Origin of the sequence: Agrococcus sp. KRD186, from assembly GCF_017168255.1 — a bacterium.
Classification (GTDB): domain Bacteria; phylum Actinomycetota; class Actinomycetes; order Actinomycetales; family Microbacteriaceae; genus Agrococcus.
Genome location: NZ_JABFAP010000001.1, coordinates 1768320 through 1781962 on the forward strand (window position 1 = coordinate 1768320; position 13643 = coordinate 1781962).

9 protein-coding genes, 1 tRNA gene and 1 other RNA gene are annotated in these 13643 nt (G+C 72.1%); 4 read left to right on the forward strand and 7 right to left on the reverse strand.

Annotation, left to right across the window (positions count from 1 at the left end; translation table 11 throughout):
* Positions 1 to 69 precede the first annotated feature (69 nt).
* Positions 70 to 384 (forward strand): hypothetical protein, encoded by a 315-nt coding sequence (locus J1M46_RS08480; protein WP_206447414.1) that lies wholly within the window; start codon positions 70 to 72, stop codon positions 382 to 384.
* Positions 385 to 445: 61 nt separating this feature from the next.
* On the opposite strand, the gene J1M46_RS08485 is transcribed toward J1M46_RS08480, so the two are convergent.
* From J1M46_RS08485 to ffs, 5 genes are all read right to left on the reverse strand, one after another.
* Positions 446 to 1513 carry an aspartate-semialdehyde dehydrogenase gene (locus J1M46_RS08485; protein ID WP_342384326.1) on the reverse strand — a complete coding sequence of 356 codons (1068 nt, stop codon included), beginning with the start codon at positions 1511 to 1513 and terminating at the stop codon, positions 446 to 448.
* Between the two features lie 5 nt (positions 1514 to 1518).
* Positions 1519 to 2793 carry an aspartate kinase gene (locus J1M46_RS08490; protein WP_206447416.1) on the reverse strand — a complete coding sequence of 425 codons (1275 nt, stop codon included), beginning with the start codon at positions 2791 to 2793 and terminating at the stop codon, positions 1519 to 1521.
* 67 nt (positions 2794 to 2860) lie between these two features.
* Positions 2861 to 3460, reverse strand: a complete 600-nt coding sequence (recR, locus tag J1M46_RS08495) for a recombination mediator RecR (RefSeq protein WP_206447417.1) — start codon at positions 3458 to 3460, stop codon at positions 2861 to 2863.
* Between the two features lies 1 nt (position 3461).
* Entirely contained in the window at positions 3462 to 5864 is a 2403-nt protein-coding gene (locus tag J1M46_RS08500) for a DNA polymerase III subunit gamma and tau (protein WP_206447418.1), read from the reverse strand.
* A 50-nt stretch (positions 5865 to 5914) separates the two neighbouring features.
* An RNA gene (gene ffs / locus J1M46_RS08505) (signal recognition particle sRNA small type) lies at positions 5915 to 6011 on the reverse strand.
* A gap of 57 nt (positions 6012 to 6068) precedes the next feature.
* Between ffs and J1M46_RS08510 the strand changes: the two genes are divergently transcribed.
* Positions 6069 to 6872 (forward strand): cytochrome b5-like heme/steroid binding domain-containing protein, encoded by an 804-nt coding sequence (locus tag J1M46_RS08510; RefSeq protein WP_206447419.1) that lies wholly within the window; start codon positions 6069 to 6071, stop codon positions 6870 to 6872.
* A gap of 19 nt (positions 6873 to 6891) precedes the next feature.
* On the opposite strand, the gene J1M46_RS08515 is transcribed toward J1M46_RS08510, so the two are convergent.
* Together J1M46_RS08515 and pta are read right to left on the reverse strand one after the other, a co-directional pair.
* The gene (locus tag J1M46_RS08515) at positions 6892 to 8079 is read right to left on the reverse strand and encodes an acetate/propionate family kinase (RefSeq protein WP_206447420.1); all 1188 of its coding nucleotides are present in this window, start codon (positions 8077 to 8079) and stop codon (positions 6892 to 6894) included.
* Complete coding sequence (gene pta / locus J1M46_RS08520; RefSeq protein WP_206447421.1) at positions 8076 to 10214, reverse strand: phosphate acetyltransferase; 2139 nt, start codon at positions 10212 to 10214, stop codon at positions 8076 to 8078. Before pta ends, J1M46_RS08515 begins: the two co-directional genes overlap by 4 nt.
* Positions 10215 to 10380: 166 nt before the next feature.
* Here pta and J1M46_RS08525 point away from each other — a divergent pair, with 166 nt between their 5' ends.
* Both J1M46_RS08525 and J1M46_RS08530 read left to right on the forward strand, forming a co-directional pair.
* Positions 10381 to 13398 carry a S8 family serine peptidase gene (locus J1M46_RS08525; protein WP_206447422.1) on the forward strand — a complete coding sequence of 1006 codons (3018 nt, stop codon included), beginning with the start codon at positions 10381 to 10383 and terminating at the stop codon, positions 13396 to 13398.
* A gap of 92 nt (positions 13399 to 13490) precedes the next feature.
* Positions 13491 to 13575, forward strand: a tRNA-Ser gene (locus tag J1M46_RS08530).
* The last annotated feature ends 68 nt before the right edge of the window (positions 13576 to 13643 follow it).

The window sequence follows — 13643 nt, forward strand, 5'->3', positions numbered from 1 at the left end:
AGCCCTGGGGACGGGCCTACCATTGGCGCGTCGACACCGAACGGTCGGCAGTGGCGAGAGGAGCCGGAGATGGGAATCCTGGACGACGCGAAGGACAAGCTCGGCGACGCCGCCGGCTGGGTCAAGGACCGTGCGGAGCAGATCGGTGATCAGGCGCAGGACGCCGGGCAGACGATCGGCGGCAAGGCCGCGGACGCCAAGCACTGGGTGGAGTCGCGGGTCGGCGGTGCCGACGCGGGCTCCAGCGCACCCGAGGCGCGCAGCGGTGGCGGGGGCGAGTTCGCGACCGAATGGGTGGATGTGTCCACGGACGCGGGCGCGGCCGCCCCGCAGGCGGATGCCGACGAGGTCGGCGCTGAGGAAGCGGACGACCGGATCGTCTGATCGCGCCGTGACCCCGGCCCGAGACGGGCCGGGGCGCTGGCGTCGCTGCGGGAGCAGCGCGCTAGTCGAGCCGCTGCGCGACGAGCTCGGCGAGCTGCACCGTGTTGAGGGCGGCTCCCTTGCGCAGGTTGTCGTTCGCGACGAACAGCACCAGGCCCTTGCCGGGCTCCGCCGACTGGTCGGCACGGATGCGTCCCACCAGCGCGGGGTCGGCGCCTGCAGCCTGCTGCGGGGTCGGCACGTCGACCAGCTGCACGCCGGGCGCCTGCGCGAGCAGCTCGCGCGCCTGCTCGGGGCTCAGGTCGCGCTCGAACTCCGCGTGGATCGCGAGCGAGTGGCCGGTGAAGACCGGCACCCGCACGCAGGTGCCGGCGACGCGCAGCTCGGGCCGCTGCAGGATCTTGCGCGACTCGTTGCGCAGCTTCTGCTCCTCGTCGGTCTCGCCGGAGCCGTCGTCGACGATCGAGCCGGCCAGCGGCAGCACGTTGTGCGCGATGGTCTGGGTGTAGACGCCGGGCTCGCCGAAGTCGATCGCCGAGCCGTCGTGCGTGAGCCGCTCGGGGTGCTGCGTGGAGGCGCGCTCGAGCTGCCCGCGCAGCTCCTCGACGCCGGCGACGCCAGAACCGGAGACTGCCTGGTAGGTGGCGACCACGAGGCGCACGAGCCCGGAGGCGAGGTCGAGCGGCTTCAGCACCGGCATCGCGGCCATGGTGGTGCAGTTGGGGTTCGCGATGATGCCCTTGACCGCACCGGTGATGGCGTGCGGGTTGACCTCGGAGACCACCAGCGGCACGTCCGGGTCCATCCGCCAGGCGGAGGAGTTGTCGATGACGATGACGCCGGCCTCGGCGAACGTGGGCGCCAGTCGGCGCGAGGTGGCGCCGCCGGCCGAGAAGATCGCGATGTCGAGCCCGCTCGGGTCGGCCTGCTCGGCGTCCTCGATGGTGATCTCGGTGCCGCGGAACTCGAGCGTCCTGCCGGCCGAGCGCGCGGAGGCGAACAGTCGCAGCTGCTCGATCGGCAGCTCGCGCTGAGCCAGCAGCTGCAGCACCACGCCGCCCACCTGCCCGGTGGCGCCGACCACGCCGATGCGCACCGGGCGCACCGGGCCCGGCTCATCGCGAAGCACGCGGATCATCGTCCGGTCCCCGCGTGCACGATGGCCTCCTGCTCGGCGTCCAGCTCGAACGCCGTGTGCACGACCCGCACGGCCTCGATCAGCTGGTCGGCCCGCGTGACGACCGAGATGCGGATCTCGGAGGTCGAGATCATCTCGATGTTGATGGCTGCATCCGACAGCGCCGTGAACAGTCGCGCCGAGACGCCGGCGTTCGTGCGCATGCCCGCGCCGACCAGCACGAGCTTGCCGATCTGGTCGTCGTAGCGCAGCTGCTCGAAGCCGACCGACTCGCGGTGCGCCTCGAGCGCGTCGAGCACGGCGCCGGCCTCCTCCATCGGCAGCGTGAACGAGATGTCGGTGCGGCCGGTGCCGACCTCCGAGACGTTCTGCACGATCATGTCGATGTTGGCGCCCGTCTCGGCGACGATGGTGAAGATCCCCGCCGCGGTGCCGGGCACGTCCGGTGCGCCGGCGACGGTGACCTTCGCCTGGGACAGGTCGTGGGCGACTCCCACGATCATCGGCTCTTCCATAGTGGACCCCACTCTCTCTGGGTCGTAGACGATGGTGCCCTCGTCGTTGGTGAACGACGAGCGCACATGAAGGGTGACGCCGTGGCGGCGCGCGTACTCGACGCTGCGGATGTGCAGCACCTTCGCACCGCCGGCGGCGAGCTCGAGCATCTCCTCACTCGTGACACGAGGGATGCGTCGGGCTCGGTGGATGACGCGGGGGTCGGCGGAGAAGACGCCGTCCACGTCGGTGTAGATCTCGCAGACATCGGCGCCGAGCGCTGCCGCCAGGGCGACCGCGGAGGTGTCGGAGCCGCCGCGGCCGAGCGTGGTGATGTCGCCGGTGACCTTGTTGAAGCCGGCGAAGCCCTGCACGATCGCGATCTGGCCCTTGTCGAGGGCGTCGCGCACGCGGCCGGGCGTGACGGAGATGATGCGGGCGGCGCCGTGCTTGTCGTCGGTGAGCATGCCGGCCTGGCTGCCGGTGAACGAGACCGCCTCGGCGCCCTGCGCCTTGATCGACATCGCCAGCAGCGCCATCGAGATGCGCTCGCCGGCGGTCAGCAGCATGTCGAGCTCTCGCCCGCCCGTGGGCAGGCTCGGCACCACCTGGTGCGCGAGGTCGAGCAGCTCATCGGTCGTATCGCCCATCGCCGAGACCACCACGACGACGTCGTCGCCGCGTCGGCGCGACTCGACGACCCGCTTCGCGACGCGCTTGATCCCCTCGGCGTCGCCCACACTGGACCCGCCGTACTTCTGCACGATGAGGCTCACACCGCTCCTCTGCACCCCTGGACCTCCCAAGTCTAGGCGTCGGTGGGTGCCGCATCCGCCCCCGTGGTCAGCGCTCGACGGCGCGACGCCCCTCGAATGCGCGGCCCAGCGTCATCTCGTCGGCGAACTCGAGGTCGCCGCCGACGGGCAGCCCGCTCGCCAGGCGCGACACCTTCACGCCCAGCGGCAGCAGCGAGCGGATGAGGTAGGTCGCGGTGGCCTCGCCCTCGACGTTGGGGTCGGTGGCGATGATGACCTCTTCGATCGCGGCATCCTGCAGTCGGGTCATGAGGGATGCCACCCGCAGCTGGTCTGGGCCGATGCCCTGCATGGGGTTCAGCGCCCCGCCGAGCACGTGGTAGAGCCCGCGGTACTCGCGGGTGCGCTCGATCGCGACGACGTCCTTCGCCTCCTCGACCACGCAGATGGTGGTGGGCACGCGGCGCGGGTCGCGGCAGATGGCGCAGCGCTCCTGCTCGCCGACGTTGCCGCAGATGACGCAGAAGCGCACCCGCTCGCGCACGGTGTGCAGGATGGTCGCCAGCCGGTCGACGTCGAAGGTCTCGGTCTGGATGATGTGGAACGCGATGCGCTGGGCCGACTTCGGGCCCACGCCCGGCAGCCTGCCGAGCTCGTCGATCAGGTCCTGCACGATGCCGTCGTACATGTCAGCGCTCCCCTCGCACCCGCGGGCGCTCCTCGATCAGCTCGGCGCCGAGCTCCTCGCGCACGACCGATTCGCCGTAGCGGGCCGCCTGCGACGCCGACAGCGCCGGCTCGGGTGCCGGAGCAGATTGCGCGAGCTCGTCGAGCGACGGGCCGGCGGGCGCCGGGCGCGCGGTCGCCTCTGCGGGCGCCGAGACGGGCAGCGCGGGCGCCTCCGGCGCGGAGACGAACGACAGCGGGTCGGGCTCGGGCTGGTCCGGCAGCGGCTGCTCCGGCAGGTCCTCCGGCGGCGCCTCGGCATCGCTCGGGATGGCGGCGACCGCCCAGCCGGTGACCGCCGCGGCAGTCGCGGGCGCCGCCGCGCTGCGGGAGCCGCGGGCGCCGGACGCTGCGGGTGACGCGGGCGTGGTGGGAACGGAAGCCGAGGAGGGTGCAGGTGCGGATGCGATGCGAGAGCCGGGCGCTCCTGGCGACACCGAGGCGCCCGGGGTGGGTGCCTCGGCGGGTGCCGGTGCGGGGCCCGAAGGCGCCGGTGCTGCGACCGAGGGCGCCGGTGCTGACCCGGCTCGGTGAACGTCGTCGCCGGCTGCGGACGGCTGCTCGGCCGCGGAGCCGCTGCCGCGCTGCCCCTGGCGGGTGCGGGGGATGTACTTGACCTCGATGCCGAGCAGCGACTTGATCGCCGTGCGAAGCAGGTCGGCGACGCTGGGCTTGCCGCCCTGCGCCTCGCGGAAGCGCTGCACGTCGGCATCCGACTGGAAGCCGAGCACCAGCACGTCGCCGTCCTTGAGCTCGACCGGCGTGGTGTTCGAGACGAGCATCCAGGCGGCGCGGTGCTGCTCGGCGAGCTGCTGCAGCACCTCGTCCCACGAGTCGCGCAGCTGCTGGAACGTGATCGGCGCGGCCGGAGCCGCGACCACCGGCGCGGCCGCGGGGGCAGCTGCAGGCGGCGCGGCCGCGGGGGCAGCTGCAGGCGGCGCGGCAGCTGACCCAGGCGCAGGCTCATCGGCGGACGCCGCTGCTGCTGCGGACGCGGGAGCACGCGCAGCCGTGGACCCCGCCGGGACGGGTGGACCCGCCGCATCGGGTCCGGCGATCTCGATCGGGTCCTCGGGCGCAGCGGCCGGCGCTGCTTCTGTGCGGGCGGGCGCGGCGGCTGCGGCGGGCGCGACGGCAGCGGGCGCGGCGGGCGCGACGGCAGCGGGCGCGGCGGGCGCGACAGCAGCGGCCGGCCGCGGCGCCGGTGCGGCGCCGTCGAGGCGCTGCTCCAGCCGCTCGACGCGCGCCAGCGTGCCCACCTCGGGCTCGCCGGTCTCGGGCACGAGCAGGCGCGCGGCCATCAGCTCGAGGTGCAGGCGCGGGCTGGTGGCACCGGCCATGTCGGTGAGCGCCTTCGCGACGATGTCGGCCGCGCGCGAGAGCTCGGCCGCACCGAAGCCGCCCGCCTGCTCGACGAGCGTGCGCAGCTCGTCCTCCGGCACACCGTGCAGGATGGCGGCCGGGTCGGCGGCCGCGCGCGCCACGATCAGGTCGCGCAGCCGCTCGAGCAGGTCCTCCACGAAGCGGCGCGGATCCTGCCCCGACTGCACGACGCGGTCGATGGACGCGAACAACTGGGACGCATCCGTCGCCGACATCGCGCCGACGATCTCGTCGAGCAGCTCGCCATGCGTGAAGCCGAGCAGGGCGACGGCGCTCTCGTACGTCACGCGAGCCTCGGAACCGGCGATCAGCTGGTCGAGCAGGCTGAGCGTGTCGCGGGCCGAGCCGCCGCCGGCGCGCACGACCAGCGGCAGCACGCCGGGGTCGACCTCGACGCCCTCCTGCGCGCAGAGCTGCTGCACGTACTCGAGCATCGGCGCGGGCGCGATGAGGCGGAACGGGTAGTGGTGCGTGCGCGAGCGGATCGTGCCGATCACCTTGTCGGGCTCGGTGGTCGCGAAGATGAACTTGATGTGCTCGGGCGGCTCCTCGACGATCTTCAGCAGCGCGTTGAAGCCGCCGCTGGTGACCATGTGGGCCTCATCGATGATGAACACCTTGTAGCGGTCGCGGCTGGGCGCGAAGGTGGCACGCTCGCGCAGGTCACGCGCGTCGTCGACACCGCCGTGGCTCGCCGCGTCGATCTCGACCACGTCGAGCGATCCCCCGCCGTCGCGGCCGAGCTCGACGCACGAGTCGCAGACGCCGCACGGCTCGGGCGTCGGCCCCTCGGCGCAGTTGAGGCAGCGGGCCAGGATGCGCGCGCTGGTGGTCTTGCCGCAGCCGCGCGGGCCCGAGAAGAGGTAGGCGTGGTTCACGCGGTCGGCGCGCAGCGCCGTGCGCAGCGGATCGGTGACGTGCGCCTGCCCGATGAGCTCGGCGAACGACTCCGGCCGATAGCGGCGGTAGAGGGCGGCGACCATGTGCCCCAGGCTACTTGCCGCCGGTGACGCGCGCCGACGCCTCCACAGACGCGAAGGACTCCCCGCGCACCCGCCAGAGCCCGGTTGCCCTTGCTTCGTCTCCGACCTGGGGGATTTGGCCTGGATGGCGCCACGCGGGGAGCCGCATCCATCCTACCGAACGCGGCGGCGAGCGCGAAGCCGAGCGCGCTGTAGCGTTGCCGCATGCATCCGCTCGGCGGCTCGGAGAGCCCCTTCGACCTCGCGTTCGGCCTGCCGCTGCACCCGCTCGCGGTGCACGTGCCGGTGGTGCTGCTGCCCCTCGGGGCCATCGGCGTGCTGCTGGTGCTGCTGGTGCCGCGCTGGCGCGCCTCGCTCGCATGGCCGGTGATCGCGGTGCTCGGCATCGCGACGGCCGGTGCGCCGGTCGCGAAGCTCTCGGGCGAGGCGCTCGCACAGCGGGTCGGCGATCCCGGACGGCATGAGCAGCTCGGCAACTGGGTGCTGGCGATGTCGGCGATCCTGTTCGCCGGCACGCTCGCCTGGTGGCTGTGGCAGCGCCGCCTGGCACGTCGCCGCCGATCCAACGGCGTCGTCGGCCTCGTCATCGGCACGGTGCTCGCCGCGCTCGCGCTCGGCTCGATCATCGTGGCGGTGCTCACCGGCCACACCGGCGCGACCCAGGTCTGGCAGGACACCGTCGCATCGCCCGCCGCGCCCAGCACGGGCGGCACCCCCTCGCCCGCCTCGCCCGCCTCGCCCACCCCCGAGGCGCCGGCCGACGGCGCCGAAGGCATCGGCATCTCCGAAGTCGCGCAGCACGACGACTCGGCCTCCTGCTGGGTCGCGATCGAGGGCACGGTGTACGACGTCACCGAGTGGATCCCGCTGCACCCGGGCGGCCCCGAGCGCATCCTCGCCGTCTGCGGCACCGATGCGACGGAGGACTTCATGGGCGAGCACGAGGGCGACGCGCTGCCGACCGAGCAGCTCAGCCAGTTCGCGATCGGTGCCCTCGCCGAGCGCTGACCGGCCGGTCGGGCGCGGCTCAACTCACCAGCGCCGCCACCTGCCGGGCGATCTCCAGCTCCTCGTTCGTCGGCACGACCCACACCTCGATGGCCGAGGCGTCGGCTGAGATCCGGCGCTCGCCCCGGCCGGCGTTGCGCTCCGCATCGAGGACGATGCCGAGCCCCTCGAGCCCCGCGAGCGCCGCCGCCCGCACCGGCGCCGAGTTCTCGCCGATGCCCGCAGTGAACACGATCGCATCCGTGCGACCCAGGTGCGCCAGATAGGCGCCGACCGTGCCGCGCAGCCGGTGCGCCACGACATCCAGAGCCTCGACAGCCCGCTCGATCCCCGCAGCCGCGGCCTGCTGCACGTCGCGCATGTCGCCGGTGCCGGTCATGCCGAGCAGCCCGGAGCGCTTGTTGAGCAGCACGTCGATCTCGTCGATCGACATGCCCGCGACGCGGTGCAGGTGGAAGATCACGCCCGGGTCGATGTCGCCGGAGCGCGTGCCCATCACGAGCCCCGCCAACGGCGTCATGCCCATCGAGGTCTCGACGCTGCGCCCGCCCCGCACCGCGGTCGCCGAAGCGCCGTTGCCGAGGTGCAGCACGATCGAGTTGACCTCATCGAGGGGCCGCTCCAGCAGCTCGGCCATGCGGCGCGAGACGAACTGGTGGCTGGTGCCGTGGAAGCCGTACTTGCGCACCCGATGCTCGGCGGCCACCTGCGCCTCGATCGCGTAGCGGTGCGCCGCCGGCGGGATCGTCAGGTGGAAGGCGGTGTCGAACACGGCCACGTGCGGGTAGCCGGCGAAGGTCGCGCGCGCAGAGCGGATGCCCTGCAGGTTCGCGGGGTTGTGCAGCGGCGCAAGCGGGGCGAGGTCGTCGATCTGCTGCGCGACGTCGTCGTCGATGCGCACCGCCGTGTCGAAGCGCGCGCCGCCCTGCACGACCCGGTGCCCGATGCCGAGCAGGTTCGACCCGTCGAGGTCGGGTCCGTGCCGGTCGAACTGCTGCAGCACCCAGCCGAAGGCGTGCTCGTGGTCGGCGATCATGCGGCGCTCGGTGACGTCGTCCTGCCCTGGCACCTCGTGCGTGGCGACGCCGGTGGTCTCGCCGATGCGCTCGATCAGGCCGCTCGCGAGCGCCTTCCCCGACTCCACCTCGACCAGCTGGTACTTCAGGCTCGACGAGCCGGCGTTGATGACGAAGACGGATGCGGTCATGCGGATGCCTCCTGGGCGCCGTCATTGTCGGTGCCGGGCGCGTCCGTCCCGGCTCCCTGCGCCTGGATCGCGGTGATCGCGATGGTGTTGACGATGTCGCCCACGAGCGCACCGCGCGAGAGGTCGTTGACCGGCTTGTTGAGCCCCTGCAGCACCGGCCCGATCGCGAGCGCGCCGGCCGAGCGCTGCACGGCCTTGTAGGTGTTGTTGCCGGTGTTGAGGTCGGGGAAGACGAACACGGTCGCCCGGCCGGCCACCTGCGACTCGGGCATCTTCTTCTGCGCCACCGCCGCATCCGCCGCCGCGTCGTATTGGATCGGGCCCTCCACCGGCAGCTCGGGTGCGCGCTCGCGCACCAGCTCGGTCGCCGCGCGCACCCGCTCGACCTCGGCGCCCGTGCCCGACTCGCCCGTCGAGTAGGAGAGCATCGCCACGCGCGGCTCGATGCCGAACTCCTTCGCCGTCGCCGCGGAGGAGACGGCGATGTCGGCGAGCTCCTCGACGGTCGGCTCGGGGATCACGGCGCAGTCGCCGTAGACCAGCACGCGGTCGGCGAGCGCCATCAGGAACACGCTCGAGACCACCGACACGCCCGGCTTGGTCTTGATGGTCTCGAAGGAGGGCTTGATCGTGTGGGCGGTGGTGTGGGCGGCGCCGGAGACCATGCCGTCGGCGTCGCCCAGGTGCACCATCAGGGTGCCGAAGTAGCTGACGTCGAGCAGTCGCTCCATCGCCTGCTCCTCGCGCACGCCCTTGTGCGCGCGCAGGCGCTGGTACTCGGCGGCGTACTTCGGCCGCAGCTCGGCGTCGTCGGTGGCGATGATGCGGGCGGCCGAGATGTCGAGCCCGAGCCCCGCGGCGCGCTGCCGGATCGTGGCCTCGTCGCCGAGGATCGTGAGCCGCGCGATGCCGCGGGCGAGCACCGTGGACGCGGCCTGCAGGATGCGGTCGTCGTCGCCCTCCGGCAGCACGATGTGCCGCACGTCCTGGCGCGCCCGCTCGATCAGGCTGTGCTCGAAGATGAGCGGCGTGACGACGTCGGTGGTGGCGACCTCGAGCCGCTCGAGCAGGGCATCCGCGTCGACGTGCTGCTCGAACAGCGCCAGCGCCGTGTCGCGCTTGCGCTGCGTGCCGTCGATGAGCGAGCCACGGGTGGTGGCGATGCGCCTGGCGGTCTCGTAGGTGCCGTGCGGGCTGGCACCGATGGGCAGTTCGAGCTCAAGGCCGTCGAGCAGTCGCTGCACCGCCGGGTGCAGCTCGAAGCCTCCGTTGAGGATGATGCCGGCGATCGACGGGAAGGTCTCCGACTGCTGGGCCAGCAGCGTGCCCACCACCACGTCCGAGCGATCCCCCGGCATCACCAGGATGCCGCCCTCGATCAGCCGCTCGAGCACGTGCTCCATCGACATGCCTGCGACCACGGTGCCGAGCGATTCGCGCGCGAGCAGCTCGGCGTCACCGCGCACCAGCTCGGCGTCGGCGGCGGCGAACAGCGAGCCGACGCTCGGCGCGCTCAGCAGCCGATCCTCAGGGATCGACCAGATGGGCACGCCCGGGGGCACCGCATCCGCCAGCGCCTCCGGGATGCCCTCGATGGCCGCGGGCTCCGCGCGGTTGACGATGATGCCGGCGATGGATGCGTGTGCCTGCGCGAGCTCTGCGGTGGTGACGTCGGCGAGCTGCCGCAGGTCGTCGGCGCTGCGGGGCGTGTCGGTCTCCGGGTCGCGACCGCCGAGCACCAGCAGCACCGATGCGCCCAGGTTGGCCGCGACGCGGGCGTTGAAGCCGAGCTCCGTCGGGCTGCCGACGTCGGTGTAGTCGGAGCCGACGATCACGATCGCGTCGAAGCGCTCATCGATGCGGTGATAGCGGTCGACGATGGTCGCCAGCGCCGCCTCGGCGTCGTCGTGCACGGCGGCGTAGGTGGTGCCGATCGCCTCCTCGTACGAGAGGTCGACGGCCTCGTGCGCGAGCAGCAGTTCGAGCACCCGGTCGCGCTCCTGCTCGGAGCGGGCGATGGGGCGGAAGACGCCGACCCTGCCGACGCGGCGGCCGAGGGCTTCGACGAGCCCGAGCGCGACGATCGATTTTCCGGCGTGGCCCTCAGGAGAAGCGATGACGATTCGTGTCGGCACGCGCCCAGGCTAGCGCCACTCGAAGGTTACGAAACGATAACGGTTCGCGCTGATCTTCAGCATATCCTGAGCATAGGTTCATCATGGACGGCAGTGCCAACGACGGCACGCCACTGAAGGGAAGAACGTGACTTCACACAGCACAGCGCGGACGACGCTGCGCCGCGTGGCTGCGATCGGGACGGCGGTCGCGCTCTGCGCGAGCGGCGCAGTCCTGAGCGCGACCACCGCGAACGCAGCCGCATCTCCAGGCTCCGCGCTCAGTTTCGAGGACGGACGCTACATCGTCGTCCTCGCAGAGGACGCCCTCGCCACCTATGAGGGCGGCGTCTCCGGGTTCGCAGCCACCGCACCGCAGCGCGGCAGCGACCTGGACACCGACTCGCGCGCGGCTCGCGCCTACTCGGCGCACCTCAACGACCGTCAGCAGGATGTCGCGGCCGAGGTCGGCGCGACGATCGATGCCAGCCTCACGGCCGCCATGAACGGCTTCGTCGCCGACCTGACGGCCGAGCAGGCCACCGAGCTGTCCCGACTTGCGGGCGTGCGCTCGGTCGAGGCGAACGAGATCCTGCAGACGCAGAGCTCCCCCGCCAACGACTACCTGCAGCTGGATGAGCTGTGGAATCAGGTGGGCGGCATGGGCGAGGCCGGCGACGGCGTGGTCGTCGGCGTGATCGACACGGGCATCGCGCCCGAGAACCCCTTCTTCGCGGGTGAGCCGCTCGGCACCGTGGCGGGCGACGAGCCCTACCTCGACGGCGAGACGATCACGTACGCCAAGAGCGACGGATCGACCTTCACCGGCGTCTGCCAGGTGGGCGACGGCTTCACCGCCGCCGACTGCTCGACCAAGATCGTCGGCGCGCGCTACTACGTCGACGGCTTCGGCGTCGACCGCCTCGGCTCGGCCGACCAGGTGCCCGGCGAGTACGTCTCGCCGCGCGACGGCGACGGCCACGGCTCGCACACGGCATCGACCGCAGCGGGCAACGCGGATGTCGCGATCACCTCGGTCGGCGGCGCCGACCTGGGCACGATGTCGGGCGTCGCACCCGAGGCGCGCATCGCCGCGTACAAGGTGTGCTGGTCGGGACCGGACCCCGCAGTGACGACCGATGACGGCTGCGCCACGAGCGACCTCGTCCAGGCGATCGACCAGGCTGTGGTCGACGGCGTCGACGTGATCAACTACTCGATCGGCGGCGGCGCGGCGACCTCGGTGGCCACCGCCACCGATGTCTCGTTCCTCGGTGCGGCCGCGGCCGGCATCTTCGTGTCGGCCTCGGCCGGCAACTCCGGCCCCGGCTCCTCGACGCTCGACCACGCAGCGCCCTGGTACACGACCGTCGCGGCCACGACCATCCCGAACTACGAGGCGACGGTCACCTTCGCCGACGAGTCGATGGTCGCTGGTGCTTCGATCACGGTGCCCTTCGACGGCGAGGTGCGCGGCACGCTCGTCTACGCCGGCGACATCCCCTCCGCCGCGACCGAAGAGGGCATCGCGAACGCGGCGCTCTGCCTGCCCGGCTCGCTCGACCCCGCGGGCGCCGCGGGCAAGATCGTGCTGTGCGACCGAGGCATGAACGCGCGCGTCGAGAAGTCGGAGGTCGCCGGCGACGCCGGTGCCATCGGCGTGCTCCTCGCGAACGTGACGCCCAGCTCGATCGACCTCGACGACCACACGGTGCCGACGGTGCACATCGACGCGCAGTTCCGCGACCAGGCACTGGCTGCCGCGGAGGCGAACGAGACGGTCACCTTCACCCCGGGCAACACGTCCGGTGTGGCGACGCCGGCTCCGGTGGTGGCGGGCTTCTCGTCGCGCGGACCGGTGGAGGCTGAGGGCTCGGACATCATCAAGCCCGACATCGCCGCCCCCGGTGTGGGCATCGTCGCCGGCTCGTACCAGGCGCCGGGCGGTCCCGACCGCTATGCGTTCCTGTCGGGCACGTCGATGGCAGCACCGCACATCGCGGGCCTGGCAGCGGTCTACCTGTCCGAGCACCCGCTCGCGACGCCGGCAGAGGTCAAGAGCGCGATGATGACGAGCGCGGCTGACACCGTGCGCGCCGACGACACCCGCGAGACCGACCCGTTCTCGCAGGGCGCCGGCATCATCGAGTCGCCGTCGTACCTGAACCCGGGGCTGATCTACCAGAACGACAAGGAGGACTGGTACGGCTACCTGCGCGGGCTCGGCTACGGCCTGCCCGACGCTTGGGTCGGCGAGGCGTTCGATGCGAGCGACCTCAACATCCCGTCGATCGGCATCGGCTCGCTCGCCGGCACGCAGACCGTCACGCGCACGCTGACCGCGCTCGAGACCGGCACCTACCAGGTGTCGGTCGAGGGTGTCGCCGGCATCGACGTGCAAGTCACGCCGTCGACGCTCGAGTTCACCGAGGTGGGCGAGGAGGTCTCGTACGAGGTCACCTTCACCACCGAGTCGGCCGAGCCCGAGCAGTGGGCGACGGGCTTCCTCACCTGGTCGAACGACACGAACGCGGTGCGCTCCCCGATCGCCGTGCGCCCGCTCGCCATCGTCGTCCCCGAGTGGGTCGAGGGCGAGGGTCGCCGCGACGTGATCGAGGTCGAGGGACTGGCCGGCACCACCGGCGAGCTCACGGTCGCCACGGCCGGCCTCGCCCCGTACCAGGGCCTTGCCGACGAGAGCGGTGTCACGGGCGACCAGTTCGTCTACCCGGTGACGATCCGCGAGGGCGAGCTCGTGCACGACTTCGTGCTCAACGGCGACGAGAGCGTCGCCGACCTCGACCTGTACATCTACCGCCTGAACGATGCGGGCCAGGCGGTAGAGCAGTGGGTCGGCGGCACCGCATCGGCCGACGAGGTCGTCATGCTCGAGGACCCGCAGCCGGGCAACTACCTGGCGCTGGTGCAGGTGTACTCGGTGGCGGGCGGCGCCGAGACGCCGTTCCTCCTCGAGCACGCCGCGGTCTCGCCGAACGGCGGGAAGGGCAAGCTGACGGCGAGCCCTGCCAGCCAGCAGGTGAGCACGGGTGAGGCGTTCGACGTCGAGGTGACGTGGAACGGCCTGGGTGCGAACGAGCAGTACCTGGGTGTCGTGCTCTACGAGGTGAACGGCTCGACCGACCGCACCTACGTGTACGCGGAGTCGGCACCGGGCGCCTCGACGGGCCGCGGCCAGCTGCCGTAGCAGGAGCGATTCCGAGGGGAGGCGGGGGCTGCGGTCCCCGCCTCCTTCCGTCTCGGGCTAGAATCGCAGGGTTGGCCTCTCGGGGTCAGCATGGAGGATTCGCCTAGTGGCCTATGGCGCACGCTTGGAAAGCGTGTTGGGTGCAAGCCCTCAGGGGTTCGAATCCCCTATCCTCCGCCGACAATGCATCCAGTCACGATGGAGTTCGCATGCGACAGAGCGATCCGCGGTCACGGCGCCGCGCG